We start from the raw sequence: 17,780 nt of genomic DNA on the forward strand, positions 1-17,780 counted from the left end.
AAGGAGCAGCTAGCGCTTGTTTTTAAAGGATTTCAATATGTTTTGTATTTGAAACTGCCTTTGAACCAGCGCAAGCAGCTATGTTTTTCTTTGAGGCGGGGTTGCAAACCATTTAAACAATCGGATCGGCAATGCCAAACACCTGGCGCAGATAGGCGAGATAGGTTTCGTCGTCGCACAGGGTTTTGCCGGGTGTGTCAGAGATTTTGGCCACGGGCTGGCCATTGGCGCGCACCAGCTTCATCACAATGTTCAGCGGCTGCAGGCCCACATCGTTGGTCAGGTTGGTGCCAATGCCAAAGCCCAGCTGAATGTGCGGCGCAAAGTAGCGCCATAGCTCCAGCGCTTTGTCGATGTTCAGGCCATCAGAGAACACCAGGCGTTTGGTGTGCGGGTTGATGCGTAGCTTGCGGTAGTGCGCCAGCGCTTGGTCGCCCCAGTCAAACGGGTCGCCGGAGTCGTGGCGCAGGCCGTCAAACAGCTTGGCAAAGTACAGGTCAAAGTCTTGCAAGAAGGCATGCATGCCGACGGTGTCGGTCAAGGCAATGCCCAGGTCGCCGCGGTATTCCTGCACCCAGTCTTCCAGCGCGGCTTTCTGAAAGTCGCGCAGGCGCACGCCCAGTGCCTGAAAGCTTTGCAAATACTCGTGCGCCATGGTGCCAATCGGCACGATGTTCAGCTCCTTGGCCAGCAGCACGCTGGAGGTGCCTTTGAACCACTGCGGCACCTCGCGCGTGAGGGTGGTGACGACCTCGCGGTGCCAGGGCTCGGAAAAACGGCGGCGCAGGCCAAAGTCAGACAGCTCAAACGGGTGCGCCAGGGTGGGCTCATCCCGCAAGGCGCGCAGCTGTGTGATTTTGGCTTGCAGACGGCGGCGACCTTCCTCCAAGGTGCCCGGCTGCGCCAAGCGGCGGAAATACAGCTCGTTGACGATGGCCAGCACATGGATTTCAAAGCCCATCACGTGCACCTGGGGGCCATGGGCTTCAATGCGCAAGCTACCTTCGGGCGTGGCCTGCACGCGGATGAAGTTGCGCTGGAACTGGAACAGACGCAGAAAGTCGATGAAGTCGCTTTTGATGTAGCGCAGGCTGGCCAGGTACGCCAGCTCATCGGGCGTGAAGCGCAGGCTGCACAGGTGATCCAGCTCGGCATTCACCTCATCCACCAAATCGGCCAGCGGATAGGCGGTGGCATTGCGGCATGCAAAGCGGTACTCGGCCTGCGTTTGGGGGTGGCGGTGCAGCATGGCCTGCCACATGGTGAATTTGTAAAGGTCGGTGTCGAGCAGGCTGTGGATGATGGGCATGTGCTGGGCGTTTTCGTGGCGTTACAGGCGCAATTCGGTGGTGGTGCACAACTGCGCGCCCGCAGCTTGCAGGTGCTGCAAGAAGGCGGTGTGCTGCGCCTCAAAGCCGCTGACAGGGCTCATGCCATCGGTCAGCACGGTGATGCGTGGTGCAAAGTCGGCAGGGGCTTGCTGCAGCAAATGTTCGATCGTGGCGCGCACGCAGTGGCTGCTGGCCTCGCCCGCCACAATCAGCCGCTGGGCTTGCAGCAAGCTGGTCAGCAAAGTCTGGTTGAGGCAGGTTTCGGGCGCGCTGGCATCGGGCACTTCGGCTTCCAGCGCACTGTAGTGCTCTGTCCACGGGTTGCTGCCTTTGAACACGTTGCACACGGCACGCTGGTGCTGGCGTTGCCAGTCTGCGCAGGCCGACAAAATGTGCGCGTGTACGCCATGGCCCCAGCTGCCGATCTCGCAGTGCACGGGCCACACCATCAGCGTGTAGCGCCCACGGGCTTCCAGCGCATCCAGATAGGCCAGGGTGCGTGCAAGGTGCGCAGCCTGGCGTGGCTGGAACTGCCCCTGGCGCACCTGGGCGGCGGTGATGGCAGTGAATGGTGCTACCTCATCGCCGCTGCCTTGCTGCCAAAACGCTGGGTGCGCCATGTCAAACACCTGGTGGGAATCGAGCGTGACGGTGATGTGGCCGATGTGTGCGCTGTGCAGGCGCAACCACGTGGCCACACGCTGCATGTCGGCGTGCGCACCGGGCACGGGCAGTGAAGGGCGCAGGCCACTGGGGCAAAAGTTGGCGGGCAAATCGCAAAAATCGTTTTGCGGATCAATCAACAGCAAGTGGGTGTGAAGCGTCATGGCAGCAGTGGCACAGCGAAGAAAGCATGCGCCTGAGTGTAGAAGCTTGTGCAGCCTGTCCCAATGAAAAGGGCTGCATGCGCAGCCCTTGGGAGGATGTTTTCAACACCGCTTACTTGAGCATCTTGCGCGCAGCGCCCACGCCCATGGCGGCCAGCACCACAAAGATGACGGCCAAAACCAAGAACAAAATGAACAGAACCTTGGCAATGCCGGCCGCACCGGCGGCAATACCGGTAAATCCAAACAGTCCGGCAATCAGCGAGATGATGGCAAAAATGATGGCGTACTTCAGCATAGTGCTCTCCTTGTAGTGGGCTGCCACGTTGCGGTGGTAGATGCGTTCAACCATAAAGGCGCGTGCCAAATACCGTTCGTCGGTGGTGCCTGGGTTGCCGTGTAGGAGTGCGGCCCACCTGGGCGCAGGCATGAAAAAGCCCGCATGCAGCGGGCTAGTGGTGGTGGGCCGAACTTGTTGCGGCCAGCAGCGCGAGCAGTAATGCAGTGTTATCTGTTATCTGTAGAGGGTATTTGTGCACATGGCTATCGCCGTATGCGCTGTGCCCTCAGAACACATACCGCGCTGATCGCGCGGCAGTTTGCATTACTTCAAACCGGCTGCGGCGCGCAGCAGCGCCGCTTTGTCGGTCTTTTCCCAGGTGAACTCAGGCTCTTCACGGCCAAAGTGGCCGTAAGCAGCGGTCTTGGCGTAGATGGGGCGCAGCAGATCCAGCATTTCGATGATGCCCTTGGGGCGCAGATCAAAGTGTGCCGCTACCAGCTTGGCGATTTCTGCATCGGGAATCACGCCCGTGCCTTCGGTGTAGACCGTGATGTTCATGGGGCGAGCTACGCCGATGGCGTAGGCGACCTGCACCTGGCACTGGCGCGCCAGACCTGCTGCCACCACGTTCTTGGCCACGTAACGCGCCGCATAGGCGGCGGAGCGGTCCACCTTGGAGGGATCCTTGCCGGAGAATGCGCCACCGCCGTGGGGGCAGGCACCGCCGTAGGTGTCCACAATGATCTTGCGGCCAGTCAGGCCGCAGTCGCCCTGGGGGCCGCCCACGACGAAACGGCCGGTGGGGTTGATCAGGTACTTGGTGTCCTGCAGCCACTCTTTGGGCAGCACGGGCTTGATGATTTCTTCAATGATGGCTTCGGTGAACGAGGCCTTCATCTTGGTGGCAGTTTCTGACTGGTCAGGACTGTGCTGGGTGGACAGCACCACGGTATCGATACTGTGGGGCTTGCCATCTACGTAGCGCATGGTCACTTGCGACTTGGCATCCGGGCGCAGGAAAGGCAGGCGGCCATCTTTGCGCAGCTGTGCCTGGCGTTCCATCAGGCGGTGGGCGTAGTAGATGGGCGCAGGCATCAGCTCGGGCGTTTCGTCGCAGGCGTAACCAAACATCAGGCCTTGGTCGCCGGCGCCAATGTTCAGCTCATCGTCGCTGGCCTTGTCCACGCCTTGGGCGATGTCCTGGCTTTGCTTGTCGTAGGCCACCAGCACGGCGCAACCCTTGTAGTCGATGCCGTAGTCGGTGTTGTCGTAGCCAATCCGCTTGATGGTGTCGCGCGCCACTTGGATGTAGTCCACATTGGCGCCAGTGGTGATTTCGCCGGCCAATACCACCAGACCGGTGTTGGTCAGCGTTTCGGCTGCCACGCGGCTGTGGGGGTCTTGGGTGAAAATTGCGTCCAGAATCGAGTCGGAGATCTGGTCGGCTACTTTGTCGGGGTGGCCTTCGGAAACCGATTCCGAGGTAAAGAGAAAGTCGTTCGCCATTGAATAAACTCCTGTGTTGGGCAATTGCGTTGCTCGGCTACACGGAAGTCGGGCGAACGCTTTAGCAGTTTTGTTTTACGTCGCCCTGCAAGTTGCTCTATTAACTCGGCGACACCCAGCTATTGTAATGCCAACCCTTTTTCGTTTTTTGTCTGCAGTGCCATTGCCCCTCGCACACCTCATCGGTGCCTGTATGGGCTGGTTGGCATGGGCGTTTTCACCGACCTATCGTCGTCGCTTTGCGGCCAATAGCGCACAGGCGGGTTACACCTTTGCACAGGTGCGGCCGGCCGTGGGCCATGCGGGGCGGATGGTGGCCGAGCTGCCACGCCTGTGGCTCAAGCAGACCCCAGTCAATACGGTGCATGGCACCGATGTGGTGGAGCAGGCATGGGCCAAGGGAAAAGGCATTTTGTTCCTGACGCCGCATCTGGGCTGCTTTGAGCTGTCGGTGCAGGGTGCCGCCAGTCTGTGGTCGCAAGCGCATGGCCCCATCACGATTTTGTACCGCCCCGCCAAGCAGCCATGGTTGGCGCAGATGATGCTGACGGCACGCAATCGTGGAGGCATTCAGGCGGTACCGACCACGTTGTCGGGTGTGCGCCAGATGATCAAAGCACTGCGCAAAGGGCAAGCGGTAGGGTTGTTGCCGGATCAAGTACCCCCGCACGGTCAGGGCCAGTGGGCCCCGTTTTTTGGCAAAGATGCCTACACCATGACACTGGCGGCACGGCTGGCATTGCAAACCGGGGCGAGCGTGATTTTGGCGCGCTGCGAACGTTTGCCAGCCGGGCGCGGTTATGAACTCTTTTTTGAAGCGCTGCCCATGCAACTGTCGGAGCAGTTGGATGCTGCGGTGGTGCAATTGAACCAGGCCATGGAACATACGATTCAACAATGCCCCACCCAGTATCTGTGGGGGTATGGCCGTTACAAACAGCCGCGCCAAGAAGCTGCTGCTTCTGCGGATGAAGGCGGTGCGGCATGAGCTGGAGCAAGCTGGGCATTGCCTGTATGCATGGTTTGGCCAAGCTGCCATTGCCCGTGTTGCGTGGGCTGGGGCGTGTGGTGGGCAATGTGCTGTATCTGGTGGCCGCACCCCGACGCAAGGTGGCATTGCGCAATTTGGAGCTGTGTTTTCCTGAAAAAACGCTGGCAGAGCGCAAGGCGATTGCCAGAGAAAGCATCGTGGTGTTTTGCCAGACGTTTTTGGACCGCAGCTGGCTGTGGTTTGGCTCGGAAGCCTTGGTGCGCAGCCGTGTGCAATTGACCGGCGCCGTCCATGAGCTGGAAGGCGACACCCCCACCATCGTGTTTGCACCGCATTTCTACAGCATGGATGCGGGCGGGCTTGCGCTGCCTTTGAACACCGAGCGTGAATTTACGTCGATCTTTGCCACCAACCCCGACCCGGTGCTGGATGCCTGGTTCATGGCGGGGCGCCAGCGTTTTGGCAAGGTGCGCATGCTCAACCGGGCAGATGGTGTCAAACCCATTATCTCGGTGCTGCGCAAAGGTGGCTTGCTGTATTTGCTGCCCGATATGGACTATGGCAAAAACGATTCGGTGTTCGTGCCTTTTTTCCAGGTGCCAGAGACGGCGACCATTCCCTCGCTCTCGCGTTTTGCCCGCTTGGGCAAAGCCAAGGTGGTGGGGCTGTACAACCGGATGACGCCCGAGGGCTATGTGGCGGAAATGACGCCCGCGTGGGACAACTTTCCCACGGAAGACCACGTCGCTGATACAGCACGCATGAACCGTGAGCTGGAAGCAGCCATTCGCACCATGATTCCGCAGTACTACTGGGTGCACAAACGTTTTAAGACACGCCCTGATGGGCAGCCATCGCTGTATCAATAATCAAGGGTAAAATCAGTGTTTTGGCTAGTGCTGTCAAGCGATGATAGCTCTCTTTTTGGTAAAGACTGGCTCAGTATCTGGTGCAGTTGGCGAATGACCAAGTCTGGGCGCTCGTGCACCAGCCAGTGGCTCGCATCTGGCGCATAGGTGAGGGAGAGGTGCGGCACCCATTGTTCCAAACCGTTCAGGAGTTCGGGGAGCAGGGCCTTATCTTGTTGCCCCCACAAAATATGGGTGGGAACCGCCGTATGCAGCAGCGCATCAGGCAGCTGAAGCTGGTGAATGCCTTGGTCATCGTCGCGAGGTGGGGCCAAAGGGCTGGCGCTGTAGTAGTGGCAGGCCGTGGCAAGTGATTGCTGCCAATGTGCCAGGTAAACGGCTTGCAACTGCGGTGTGAGCCAGGCCGGCAAGTCGCCCTGTGGCGTGCGGAAAAAATCCCACAGCCGCTGGGCACCATCGGCCAGGAGCAATGCAGGCGCATCGCTGCGGCGCAGAAAGTGCATGTATTGGCTGGCCGCTTGCTGCGCAGGGTTGTGCTGCAGCTCACGCACAAAAGCACCGGGGTGTGGTGCGTTGATGATGAGCAGCTGTTGCAGCGCAGTGGGATGCTGAATCGCCAAATTCCATGCCAGCGCGCCACCCCAGTCGTGGGCGATCACGGCGGCCGCTGGCCGACCGGGGCTTTCGGCGGCGATCAATGCCACCAAGTCCTGCACCAAAGCTTTGGGTTTGTAAGCGTCGATCGATGACGGCTTGCTGGATTGCCCGTAACCCCGTAAATCGGGCGCCAGGCAGCGCCAACGGTCTGCAAAAGGCGTCATCACCCCATCCCAGATAAAGGCTCCTTCAGGAAATCCGTGCAAAAACAGCAACAGGGGTTTTCCAGGGGCGCCACAGCTGCGGCACTCGAGCGTGACGCCGTGTGGGAGCTGGTGGCGGATGGTTTCGATCATGGCACTTCCTTGTAGGAGCCGCCATGGTGGCGCAGCGGCGCGCCCGCGTCTATGCGTTATTGCGCGGGGGTGTCGGTGGCAGGGGGCTGCACTGCGGGTGCGGTACCAGCCTCTGCGGCAGGGGGTGTTGCCGTAGAGTTCAAGCCTGCAGGGTGGCACCAGTGCCACAGCAATTGCGCCACCTCATCCACACCTTGCTTTTTCAGTGCCGAGAACATGCGCACTTCACCACCGCCCGCATTGAGTTTGGTGATGGACAAAATCTTGGCTTGCTCGGAGCGCGTCAACTTGTCGGCTTTGGTGAGCAAGATCAAAAACTTCAGGCCACGTTCTACGCGCGGGCGAATAGCATCCAGCAACGCTTCATCCAGCTCCGTCAAACCCAGGCGGGGGTCGCACAGCAGCACCACGGCGCTCAGGCTTTCGCGTTGCATCAGGTAGTTGAGCATCACCCGCTGCCAGCGCTCTTTGTCCGAGCGCGATACTGCGGCATAGCCATAGCCGGGCAAGTCAGCCAACACCGCATCGGTGGTGCCTTGTTTGCCCAGCGAAAACAGGTTGATGTGCTGGGTGCGGCCCGGTTTTTTGGAAGCAAAGGCCAGTTGCTTTTGCTGCGTTAAGGTGTTGATGGACGTGGATTTGCCTGCGTTGGAGCGGCCCACGAAGGCAATTTCAGGCACGTCTACCGTGGGCAGATGGTGCAGCTGAGCAGCCGTGGTTAAAAAGCGTGCCGTGTGCATCCAGCCCATGGCGAGCTTGGGATCAATCAGGTCAGAAGTTTGACCCGAAGCAAATGCGGGGGAGTTGGTCGTCATGGGGGGTATTAAGCGTTGGGGCCTCATTGTAGAATCTGGCAGTTTTGCGCACATAACCAGACCCACAATATGAAGTTGCTCGCCTCTTTGCTGACGTCTGCCGCACTGGCAGCACCCGCTCTCCCGGCCTTCGCGGCGGGCGATACACCGGCCAAACCCGACCTCGTCAAAGGTCAAGCCAGTTTCGAAGCTGTATGCGCAGCTTGTCATGGTGCTGATGGCAATTCGACTATTGTCCTCAATCCTAAATTGGCACAACAGCATCCAGAGTATTTGCTCAAGCAGTTGCATGACTTCAAGGATGACAAGCGTGCAGACCCGATCATGAAGGGTTTCGCCACGATGTTGTCGGATGAGGAAATGCGCAACATCACGGCCTGGTTGGCCACGCAGCCTGCGAAGAACGGTTTTGCAACCGACAAGAACCTGGTGCAGTTGGGTGAGCGCATCTACCGTGGCGGCGTACCAGATCGCAAGATTGCGGCGTGTGTCAGCTGCCATAGCCCTAACGGCGCTGGTATTCCTGCACAGTACCCTCGACTGTCCGGGCAGCATGCCGATTACACTGTCAAGCAATTGAATGCTTTCCGTGATGGCTCGCGTGCCAACAACCTTCAGATGAAGGATGTGGCTGCCAAGTTGAACGATCGCGAAATCAAGGCTGTGGCGGATTACATCGCCGGCTTGCGTTAAATCAAGTTTTCGCTGTTCAAGCGGGAACTTGCCGCCCATAACAAACCCCAATAAAGGCGGGACCATCGAAATCTGATGGCCCCGCCTTTTGTCTTTAGGGCCTTGTGTCTTTTTTCATGTCAGATTCTTCTTCCGGCAAGCCGTCCCATCGTGAGCAACCGCAGCGCATGCGCGCTTTGCTGGAATTGCTGGCTTCCATGCGCTTTGCGATTGCGCTGCTCACCATCATTTGTATTGCTTCGGTGATTGGCACGGTGCTCAAGCAGCATGAACCCAGTGTCAATTACGTCAACCAGTTTGGCCCTTTCTGGGCGGAGCTGTTTTTGGCGCTCAAGCTCAATGCGGTGTATAGCGCGTGGTGGTTCTTGCTGATTTTGGCGTTTTTGGTGACCAGCACCACGCTGTGCCTGCTGCGGCACACGCCCAAATACATGGCGGATTTGCGCAATTACAAAGAAAACATTCGTGAGCAAAGTCTCAAGGCTTTTCACCACAAGGCACAGGCTGTATTGAACGAGCAGCCACAAGCTGCCGCACAGCGCATTGGCGGCATTCTGGCGCGCAGCGGTTGGAAGGTAAAGCTGCAAGAGCGGGAGACGCCCGCAGGCAAGGGCTACATGCTGGCAGCCAAAGCCGGCGCGGCCAACAAGCTGGGCTATATCGCAGCACACTCGGCGATCGTGATGATTTGCATTGGTGGCTTGCTCGATGGCGATATGGTGGTGCGAGCCCAAATGTGGCTGGGAGGCAAGACCCCCTACACCGGTGCAGGGCGTATTTCGGATGTGCCGCCAGAGCACCGTCTGTCCCTGCGCAACCCCACGTATCGTGGCAATTTGATGGTGGCAGAAGGCACACAAGCGGGCACGGCCATCTTGAACCAGTCGGATGGGGTGTTGCTGCAAGAGCTGCCTTTCTCGGTGGAGCTCAAGAAGTTCGTTGTGGAGTACTACGACACCGGCATGCCCAAGCTGTTTGCCAGTGATGTGATCATTCACGACAAAGAAACGGGTGAACAGCTCGAAAAGCGCATTGAGGTGAACCACCCTGCCAGCTACAAAGGCATTGAGATTTACCAGTCCAGCTTTGACGATGGTGGCTCGCAAGTGAAATTGCGTGCCGTACCGTTTACAGCCGGTGGTGAGGCGTTTGAGGTGGAAGGCTACATTGGCAGCGCCACCGAGTTGATGCGCGCAGGCTCATCCAAGCCCGCAGATGTGATGACACTCGAATTCACCGAGCTGCGCACCATCAACGTGGAAAACTTCAGTGGCCAAAAAAATGCGAATGCGGCAGTGGATGTGCGCAAGGTGGATTTGCGCAGCTCTATTGAGTCCCGGTTGGGTGGCGGCCACAAAACGGCGAAGCCCCAAGATCTGCGCAATATTGGCCCCAGCATTGGCTACAAGTTGCGCGATGCCTCGGGCCAAGCGCGTGAGTACCAGAACTACATGAGCCCTGTCGATTTTGGCGATGGTGTGTCCATGTTCTTGCTGGGTGTGCGAGAGAACCCTTCTGAGGCTTTCCGCTACCTGCGTATTCCTGCCGATGACCAAGGCAGCATGCAAGGCTTTATGCGCATGCGTGCTGCACTGCAAGATCCCGCCATGCGCGAAGAGGCGGTGCGCCGCTATGCCAAGCAGGCCGTCCCCGCTGAGCGCGAAGATCTGCGTGAGGCCTTGACGCAGTCGGCACTGCGTGCGGTGAACCTGTTTGCTGGCAGCGGCAAGCTGGTCAACGGCGTGCCAGATGGCGGTTTGCAGGCGATTGGCCAGTTCATGGAAGCGAATGTGCCCGAGGCTGAGCGCGAGCGCGCCAGCGAAGTGCTGATTCGCATCTTGAACGGCGTGTTGTACGACCTGGCGCAGCTCAGCCGCGAAAAAGCAGGTCTGAAGCCGCTGGAAGCTGGCGAGCAAACCTTGGGGTTCATGACGCAGTCGGTCTTTGCCCTCAGCGATGCGCAGTTTTATCCCGCACCGATGGCCTTCATGATGGAGGACTTCAAGCAGGTGCAAGCCAGTGTGTTCCAGGTGGCGCGCGCTCCCGGTAAAAACATTGTGTATCTGGGCTGCCTGTTCCTGATCATCGGTGTGTTTGCCATGCTGTATATCCGTGATCGCCGCTTGTGGATTTGGGTAGCGCCGCAAGGCGATGCGGCACAAGCAACCATGGCGCTGTCCTCCAATCGCAAGATCATGGACACTGACCGCGAATTTGATAATTTGAAGCAAAAGCTGCTGGCCACTTCGGCTGCAGCCGCCTCTCCCACGGAGCGTTCTGTATGAGTAGCACCACGACTACTTCCACCATCACGTTGAATGAAGGCTATTTTGTGCGGCGCAACTGGTTTGACTGGTTGTTTGCCGTGCTGGTCGTCGCTGGTGGCTTGTTTTCCTTGAACCAGTACAGCCATGCCATGAATGGCTACGAAAAAGGGATTTTGATTGGCACGATGCCCGCCATGATTTGGCTGGGCTGGTTCTGGCGTCCGCTGAACAAGCTCATGCTGGCGATTGCGGCCCTGTCGCTCTTGGCCATCTGGCTCTACCACGGCCCTGATGGCGTGGCGCACATTGACCGCTCGGAGACGGTGTTTGGCCTGAAATACTTTTTGTCGAGCCAATCCGCCATTTTGTGGATGAGCGTGCTGTGCTTTATGGCCACCATCTTCTACTGGATCAGCCTGTTTGCGAAGGGCGAGCGCGATACGTTTGGCGCGATGGGCTCGCGCATGACCTGGGTGGCCATCACGCTGGCGCTGGTGGGCACCATGGTGCGCTGGTTTGAGAGCTATTTGCTGGGCCCTGATATTGGCCACATCCCCGTGAGCAATTTGTACGAAGTGTTCGTCATGTTCATCTGGATGACGGCGCTGTTTTATCTCTACTACGAAGACCAGTACCAAACGCGTGCCTTGGGCGGCTTTGTGATGCTGGTCGTCAGCGCAGCGGTAGGCTTTTTGCTGTGGTACAGCATTGTGCGTGAAGCACATGCCATCCAGCCTTTGGTGCCTGCGCTGCAAAGCTGGTGGATGAAGGTGCACGTGCCTGCGAACTTTATTGGCTACGGCACATTCGCCTTGGCCGCCATGGTGGCGTTTGCCTACCTCATCAAGCAGCAGGCGCAGGAGACCAAGTGGTACAAGCTGGCGCCTTTGTGGCTGCTGGGTGTGGCGCTGTGTTTTGAGCCTTTGGCTTTCCGCCAGAGCCAGGAAACCGGCAGCAGCTACTGGATCATTTATTTCGGTATTTCTGCGCTGATCGTCGCGGCCATTTTGGCAGCGCGCAAACCGATTGCCGCGCGTTTGCCCGCCTATGAAATCTTGGACGATGTGATGTACAAATCCATCGCCGTGGGCTTTGCCTTCTTCACCATTGCCACCGTGCTGGGTGCGCTGTGGGCGGCAGAGGCATGGGGCGGTTATTGGAGCTGGGATCCGAAGGAGACGTGGGCGCTGATCGTCTGGTTGAACTATGCCGCCTGGTTGCACATGCGCCTGATGAAGGGGCTGCGCGGTACCGTCTCGGCATGGTGGGCGCTGGTGGGCTTGGCCATCACCACCTTTGCTTTCCTGGGCGTGAATATGTTCTTGTCGGGTCTGCACAGCTATGGTGAGCTGTAAGCCGTAGGCCATAGCCGGTCAGCAGCATATCCGCTGCACACCCCCACCAAAAAGGAGCGCATTGCGCTCCTTTTTTTATTCGATTTTAGAGTCGCAGCCGTATCAGCGGCCACCCAGTGCTTCTTTGATTTTCTGATCGGTTTTGTATTGGCTCAAGGCATAGACCGCCCAGATCGCTGCTGGCACCCAGCCGATCAATGTGATTTGCAGAAGCAAGCGCAGCAGGCCCGCAAAAGGGCGGCCGATGGTGAAAAACACGGAAAAGGGCAAAAGCAAAGCAAGCAGCAGGCGCATGGCAGAACGGGGGTGAAAATCAGAAAAAGTCGACAACGAAGGTCGCAATCTAGCATTCGTCAGCCAAACCGTGGCTGCCTTGGGTCAAGGCGCAGGCAGGGATGCTGCCTGCTGTGGGGCGCGCTTCGGGCCAGATGTCGTGTGCGGTGTAGACCTGTGGGATCTGGCGCAGGGCTTGGGCCAAGGCGGCACCGTGCCCACCCCGGCTGCGCCAGCAGCGCAAACATCCAATTGCCTCCAGTACCTGCATCACTGGCCAGCCAAAGGCTGCGCTGGCAGCAAAGCACAAGCGTGGAAATAAGCGGTTTTCTTGAATAAAGCCATGCGCTTGAGGGCTCCGTGAAACGGGCTGTCTGCAGCAGGCATACTGCACAGCTTGTGACCAAGGAGATCGCCAACATGACAACTTTCACCCTGACCAGCCCCGACATTCCTGCAGGCGGCACGATTGCGCCCGTGTTTGAGTCCGACATGTTCGGATGTGGCGGTGCCAACGCATCGCCGGTTTTGCAGTGGAGTGGCGCCCCCGAAGGCACGCAAAGTTTTGCGGTGACCGTGTATGACCCCGATGCGCCCACAGGCTCCGGCTGGTGGCACTGGATGGTGGTGGACATTCCTGCCAGCGTGACCAGTCTGGCGGCCAATGCCGGGGAAAAAGGCGGTGCCAACTTGCCCGCAGGCGCGCGCCAAATGCGCAACGACTACGGCATTTTTGCGTGGGGCGGCATGTGCCCACCACCCGGTGACAAGCCGCACCGCTACATCTTCACCGTGCATGCGCTGTCGGTAGCCAAGCTGGATATGCCAGACGACGCCACCACCGCCATTGGCGGCTTCATGATCAACGCCAACACGATCGCCAAGGCGTCGTTCACATCGACCTATGCACGTGCCTGAATGGCGTGAGCTTGCATAGGGATTGCTTGCACCCGCCAGCAGGGTGGGCTGTCAAATAAAAGAGCGGCTAGCGCTTGTCTATCAATGGTTTGCGATACAAAAATATCGTAAATCGTTATAGAGCAAGTGCTGGCCGCTTCTTTTTTCTTCACTTGTGCCACAGCCCCGGTGTGCACAGGCGCTGCGGCCTGGCAGCTGATGAATCAGCTGATGAATTCGTCGCGTACCGCTTGCGACAGGTGGGCCGTATCGCCCCAGCCCACCAGCGTCAGCCCCTCGGGGGTCCACAGCAGGCGGTTGATGGCGGCGTTGCCCAGCTCCCAGCTGCGCGGCGCTTGCAGATCCTGGCGCGTGGCCAAGCGGTAGAGCATGTCCATCACGCCGCCGTGCGCCACCAGCGCAATTTGCCCACCCAGGTGCTGGGCCGCCAGACGGTCTACGGTGTGCTGAATGCGCCCGCGCAGCATGTGCAGCGATTCGCCGCCGCCGTCGGGCACAAATTCGGGGTCGCGCTTGCGCCAGCGCAGCGCGTGCTCGGGCGAATCGGCCTCAATCTCGTGGAAGGTGCGGCCTTCAAAACTGCCAAAACAGCGCTCGCGCAGCCCCGTGTCGGGCTGGACGGGGCAAGCGGTGGCGCTGCCCACGGCCTGCGCGGTTGCCAAGGCGCGCTGCAAGTCACTGCTGTAGATGGCGTCAAACTGCTCATCGGCCAGCGCAGCGCCCACACGCTGGGCTTGCCACAGGCCCACGTCATTGAGCGGAATGTCCAAATGCCCCTGGATACGGGCATCCACATTCCAGGAGGTTTCGCCATGGCGGATGGCAACGATACGGGTAGCGTGCATGCGGCATACAGGCGGGTTCAGCGCCCAGAGTCAAAACAGAGCAAACAGGCCCGAGCGCTGCAAAGCAGCAGCGCGGGCCAGCCCACCATTGTCCGGCATTCGTACATACCTTGCCTGAAGCGGCAGCACAAGGATTTTTGCGTGAAGGCACAGAAATGCATGAGCTTATTGCGTGGCGTTACGTGTGCTTCGCTATAAAGATGAGCGGATAACAAATCAAACGACAGGCGGTAGGGGCGCAGCAGGTGCATTTTTTGCTTGCTAGGCCTAACCCTAGAGCGACTTATCCGTGGCTCGTGGCATACCGTCAACCTCACCTTCCTTTTTGGAGACAACATGATCTTGAAGACCCTGGGCACTGCGATGCTGGCCGCTGGCCTTTTGACTTCCGCCGCATTGGTGCAAGCTGAAACCGTACGCTGGGCGCGCTCTGCCGATGTGACCACCCTGGACCCCCACGTCTTCAACACGGGCACTAACTTTGTGTTGATGCACCAGATGTATGAAACCTTGGTCAACCGTACCAACGACGGCAAGCTGGTGCCCCTGCTGGCCACCGAGTGGAAGTTGCTCGAAGGTGATCCGACCGTGTGGGTCTTCAAGATTCGCCCCAATGTGAAGTTCCACGATGGCAAGCCGCTGAGCGCCAAGGACGTGGTCTTCTCGCTCAACCGTGCCAAAGGCCCGAATGCGCAGGTGAAGTCGCTGCTGGCTTCGGTGGAAGACATCAAGGCGGTCGATGACTTGACCGTGCACGTCAAAACCAAAGGCCCGAACCCGATTTTCCCGAACAACCTGACCAACATCTTCATCATGAATGAAGCATGGGCCAAGGCCAACGGCGCGCTGGAGACGCAAGACGCCACCAGCAAGACCGAAAACGGTGCCACCCGCGCCGTCAACGGCACCGGCGCTTTCACGCTGGCCAGCCGCGAAGTGGACAGCCGCACCGTGATGAAGCAAAACCCCAACTACTGGGGCAAGGGCAAAGTGGGCGATGTGACCGAGCTGGTGTACCTGCCCATCAAGTCGCCCGCCACCCGCGTGGCGGCCCTGCTGTCCGGTGAGGTGGACTTTGCCCAAGACATCCCCGCGCAAGACGTGGCGCGCCTCAAGCAAGACGCCAAGCTGCGCATCAACGAAGGGCCAGAAAACCGCTCCATCTTCCTGGGGCTGAACGTGGGCACGGCAGAACTGAAGTCCAGCAACGTCAAGGGCAAGAACCCCCTGGCCGACCCCAAGGTGCGCCATGCCATGGAGCTGGCGATTGACCGCGATGCCATCAAGCGCTCGGTGATGCGTGGCCTGTCCAACCCCTCGGGCGTGATGGCGCCGTCGTTTGTCAATGGCTACGACAAAGCCATGGCCGCCTACCCCAAGGCCGATGTGAACAAGGCCAAGGCCTTGCTGGCGGAAGCGGGTTACCCCAATGGCTTCACCCTCACCTTGCACTCGCCCAACGACCGCTATGTGAACGACGAAGCCATCAGCACCGCGATTGCCGGCTTCCTGGGCCGCGTGGGCATCAAGACCGAAGTGTCCTCGCGCCCCATCGCGCAGCACAGCGTGTCCATCGTGAATGCCGACAGCGACTTCTACCTGTATGGCTGGGGTGTGCCCACCTATGACTCGGCTTACATCTTCGACTTCCTGGTCGCCACGCGCGGCAAGGAAGGCCGCGGCGCGCAGAATGCCACGCACTACAGCAATCCTGAGCTGGACGCCAAGATCATCTCGCTGTCTTCGGAAAGCGATGTGGCCAAGCGCAACGCCACCATCAAGGACATCTGGCAAGTGGTGCAAAAAGAGCGCTTCTACATTCCGCTGCATGACCAGGTCATCCACTTCGCTTCGGTCAAGTCCATCAACGTTCCCGTGCACCCCGACAACGTGCTGCACTTCAAGGACGTGAAGATCAACAAGAACGCGAAGTAAGCCTATGCTGGTCCATCTGCTGCGCAGACTGGGCCAGTCAGTTTTGGTACTGCTGGCCGTCTCGCTCATTTCCTTCATGGTGTTTCGCCATATTGGCGACCCCACCATCAGCCTGTTGGGCGAAGACGCCACGCTGGAAGAACGCACAGCCCTGGTTGAAGAGCTGGGCTTTAACAAATCCGTCCCCATGCAATACCTGTCCTATGTGGGCAAGGTGCTGCAAGGGGATCTGGGGATCTCGTACCGCTTGAAGCGCCCCGTGGCCGACGTGATTGCCGAACGTCTGCCCGCCACGCTGGAGTTGGCCATGACCGCCGCCGTGCTGGCGCTGGTGATTGGCGTGGTGCTGGGGGTCTATACCGCGATCAAAAAAGATGGGTGGCTCAGCCGCTCCATCATGACGGTGTCGCTGGTGGGTGTGTCGCTTCCGACCTTCCTGATTGGTATTGGTCTGATCTATCTGTTTGCCGTCGAATTGCGCTGGCTGCCGTCCTTCGGGCGGGGCGAGACCGTCAAGATCGGCGGCTGGGAAACCGGTTTCCTCACGGCCTCGGGCTGGGCAGCGCTCATCATGCCTGCCATCACGCTGGGCTTTTACAACATGACGCTGATCATGCGCCTGGTGCGCGCCGAGATGCTGGAGGTGCTGCGCTCCGACTACATCCGCTTCGGCCGTGCCCGTGGGTTGCATGAAAAAAGCCTGTACTTTGGCCACGCGCTGCGCAATACGCTGATCCCCGTGATCACCATTGCCGGCCTGCAAATCGGGTCGCTGATTGCCTTTGCCATCGTGACGGAAACCGTCTTCCAATGGCCGGGCGTGGGCCTGTTGTTCATCTCCTCGGTGCAGGGTGTGGACGTGCCGCTGATTGCTGCCTACCTGATGTTCATCGCGCTGCTGTACGTGGTGATCAACCTGTTCGTGGACTTTTTGTATGTGCTGGTGGACCCCCGCCTGCGAAAGAAATAAGGGGGCTGCAATGACCGAATCTGTTAAATCCGCGCCGGCCCCGACCGGCTGGAAGGCCAGCGACTCGCCCGTCAAGCGCGCCTTTGCCCGCTCGCGCTTGGTGCAAGTGGCCACCGGCGTACTGGCCCTGCTGGTGCTGGCCACTATCTGCGCGCCGCTGCTGGCGCTGCACAACCCCTTCGATCCGGGCAGCCTGGACCTGATGGACGCTTTCACCCCACCCTGGAGCCAGGGCATGGGTGAGATGTTCTACCCCCTGGGGGCGGACGACCAGGGCCGTGACGTGTACTCGGCCATCCTGTATGGCCTGCGCATGTCCGTGTTCGTGGGCGTGTCCGCCGTGGCGCTGTCGCTCATCATCGGCGTGCCGCTGGGCCTGATCGCCGGCTATGCCGGCGGCTGGTTTGACACCCTGCTGATGCGCATTGCCGACGTGCAGCTGACCTTCCCGGTCATCCTGGTGGCGCTGCTGATCTTCGGCATCGCGCGCGGCCTGCTGCCCGAGGGCTACCGCGACGACATGGCCGTGTTCGTGATCATCATCGCCATCGGCCTGTCCGACTGGGTGCAGTACGCCCGCACCGTGCGTGGCGCGGTGATGGTGGAAAAGCAGAAGGACTATGTGCTGGCCGCCCAGCTCATCGGCCGCAGCAAGACGGCCATCCTCACCAAGCACATCCTGCCCAATATGCTGGCGCCCATCCTGGTGATCGCCACCATCAGCTTTGCGCACGCCATCGTGGCCGAGTCCACGCTGTCCTACCTCGGTGTCGGCCTGCCGCCCACCGCGCCCTCGCTGGGCACGCTGATCCGCATCGGCCAGAGCTTCTTGTTCTCCGGCGAATGGTGGATCCTGCTGTTCCCTTCGCTGGTACTGCTAGCCCTGGCCCTGTCCGTGAACCTGGTCGGCGACTGGCTGCGCGACGCCCTGAACCCCAAGCTGCAATAA

18 protein-coding genes are annotated in these 17,780 nt (G+C 59.5%); 9 read left to right on the forward strand and 9 right to left on the reverse strand.

The features are described 5' to 3' along the window. Positions 1-112: 112 nt before the first annotated feature. The 4 genes from pncB to metK all read right to left on the reverse strand — a co-directional run bounded on the left by pncB (position 113) and on the right by metK (position 3,947). Positions 113-1,309, reverse strand: a complete 1,197-nt coding sequence (pncB, locus tag QEP12_RS00515) for a nicotinate phosphoribosyltransferase (protein WP_284213027.1) — start codon at positions 1,307-1,309, stop codon at positions 113-115. 21 nt (positions 1,310-1,330) lie between these two features. Further along, the gene (locus QEP12_RS00520) at positions 1,331-2,158 is read right to left on the reverse strand and encodes a cysteine hydrolase family protein (RefSeq protein WP_284213028.1); all 828 of its coding nucleotides are present in this window, start codon (positions 2,156-2,158) and stop codon (positions 1,331-1,333) included. Positions 2,159-2,270: 112 nt separating this feature from the next. Next, on the reverse strand, positions 2,271-2,456 hold the full coding sequence (locus QEP12_RS00525; protein ID WP_174862417.1) for a DUF1328 domain-containing protein: 186 nt from the start codon (positions 2,454-2,456) through the stop codon (positions 2,271-2,273). Between the two features lie 306 nt (positions 2,457-2,762). Beyond that, a complete protein-coding gene (gene metK, locus QEP12_RS00530) occupies positions 2,763-3,947 on the reverse strand; it encodes a methionine adenosyltransferase (protein WP_219162882.1) in 1,185 nt (394 codons plus the stop codon). 127 nt (positions 3,948-4,074) lie between these two features. Here metK and QEP12_RS00535 point away from each other — a divergent pair, with 127 nt between their 5' ends. After that, entirely contained in the window at positions 4,075-4,935 is an 861-nt protein-coding gene (locus tag QEP12_RS00535; protein WP_284213029.1) for a lysophospholipid acyltransferase family protein, read from the forward strand. Further along, positions 4,932-5,807: a lysophospholipid acyltransferase family protein gene (locus QEP12_RS00540; protein WP_174862410.1), complete on the forward strand. Its 876-nt coding sequence runs from the start codon at positions 4,932-4,934 to the stop codon at positions 5,805-5,807. The genes QEP12_RS00535 and QEP12_RS00540 overlap by 4 nt, the downstream gene beginning before the upstream one ends. Here the strand turns inward: QEP12_RS00540 and QEP12_RS00545 are convergent. Both QEP12_RS00545 and yihA read right to left on the reverse strand, forming a co-directional pair. Then, a complete protein-coding gene (locus QEP12_RS00545) occupies positions 5,801-6,760 on the reverse strand; it encodes an alpha/beta fold hydrolase (RefSeq protein ID WP_284213030.1) in 960 nt (319 codons plus the stop codon). The genes QEP12_RS00540 and QEP12_RS00545 overlap by 7 nt on opposite strands. Before the next feature lie 56 nt (positions 6,761-6,816). Further along, complete coding sequence (gene yihA / locus QEP12_RS00550; RefSeq protein ID WP_284213031.1) at positions 6,817-7,575, reverse strand: ribosome biogenesis GTP-binding protein YihA/YsxC; 759 nt, start codon at positions 7,573-7,575, stop codon at positions 6,817-6,819. Positions 7,576-7,644: 69 nt separating this feature from the next. Between yihA and QEP12_RS00555 the strand changes: the two genes are divergently transcribed. From QEP12_RS00555 to ccsB, 3 genes are all read left to right on the forward strand, one after another. After that, on the forward strand, positions 7,645-8,268 hold the full coding sequence (locus tag QEP12_RS00555) for a c-type cytochrome (protein WP_174863901.1): 624 nt from the start codon (positions 7,645-7,647) through the stop codon (positions 8,266-8,268). Positions 8,269-8,384: 116 nt separating this feature from the next. Then, entirely contained in the window at positions 8,385-10,553 is a 2,169-nt protein-coding gene (locus QEP12_RS00560; RefSeq protein WP_284213032.1) for a cytochrome c biogenesis protein ResB, read from the forward strand. Then, on the forward strand, positions 10,550-11,890 hold the full coding sequence (gene ccsB, locus QEP12_RS00565; protein ID WP_219162875.1) for a c-type cytochrome biogenesis protein CcsB: 1,341 nt from the start codon (positions 10,550-10,552) through the stop codon (positions 11,888-11,890). Before QEP12_RS00560 ends, ccsB begins: the two co-directional genes overlap by 4 nt. 102 nt (positions 11,891-11,992) lie before the next feature. Here the strand turns inward: ccsB and QEP12_RS00570 are convergent, their stop codons facing one another. Both QEP12_RS00570 and QEP12_RS00575 read right to left on the reverse strand, forming a co-directional pair. Then, positions 11,993-12,184: a YqaE/Pmp3 family membrane protein gene (locus QEP12_RS00570; RefSeq protein WP_174862418.1), complete on the reverse strand. Its 192-nt coding sequence runs from the start codon at positions 12,182-12,184 to the stop codon at positions 11,993-11,995. 49 nt (positions 12,185-12,233) lie between these two features. After that, positions 12,234-12,368: a hypothetical protein gene (locus tag QEP12_RS00575; RefSeq protein ID WP_284213033.1), complete on the reverse strand. Its 135-nt coding sequence runs from the start codon at positions 12,366-12,368 to the stop codon at positions 12,234-12,236. A gap of 215 nt (positions 12,369-12,583) precedes the next feature. Between QEP12_RS00575 and QEP12_RS00580 the strand changes: the two genes are divergently transcribed. Next, positions 12,584-13,081: a YbhB/YbcL family Raf kinase inhibitor-like protein gene (locus QEP12_RS00580; RefSeq protein WP_174862413.1), complete on the forward strand. Its 498-nt coding sequence runs from the start codon at positions 12,584-12,586 to the stop codon at positions 13,079-13,081. A gap of 203 nt (positions 13,082-13,284) precedes the next feature. On the opposite strand, the gene QEP12_RS00585 is transcribed toward QEP12_RS00580, so the two are convergent. Further along, positions 13,285-13,926: a histidine phosphatase family protein gene (locus QEP12_RS00585; RefSeq protein WP_174862414.1), complete on the reverse strand. Its 642-nt coding sequence runs from the start codon at positions 13,924-13,926 to the stop codon at positions 13,285-13,287. A gap of 336 nt (positions 13,927-14,262) precedes the next feature. On the opposite strand from QEP12_RS00585, the gene QEP12_RS00590 reads away from it, so the two are divergent. Genes QEP12_RS00590 through QEP12_RS00600 form a run of 3 tightly spaced genes read left to right on the forward strand, consistent with a single transcriptional unit; the run spans position 14,263 to position 17,780 of the window. After that, the gene (locus tag QEP12_RS00590; protein ID WP_284213034.1) at positions 14,263-15,861 is read left to right on the forward strand and encodes an ABC transporter substrate-binding protein; all 1,599 of its coding nucleotides are present in this window, start codon (positions 14,263-14,265) and stop codon (positions 15,859-15,861) included. Between the two features lie 4 nt (positions 15,862-15,865). After that, complete coding sequence (locus QEP12_RS00595; protein WP_174862415.1) at positions 15,866-16,831, forward strand: ABC transporter permease; 966 nt, start codon at positions 15,866-15,868, stop codon at positions 16,829-16,831. A 10-nt stretch (positions 16,832-16,841) separates the two neighbouring features. Continuing rightward, entirely contained in the window at positions 16,842-17,780 is a 939-nt protein-coding gene (locus QEP12_RS00600) for an ABC transporter permease (protein WP_284213035.1), read from the forward strand.

It is taken from the genome of Comamonas jiangduensis, from assembly GCF_030162955.1.
In the GTDB taxonomy this organism is placed as follows: domain Bacteria; phylum Pseudomonadota; class Gammaproteobacteria; order Burkholderiales; family Burkholderiaceae_C; genus Comamonas; species Comamonas jiangduensis.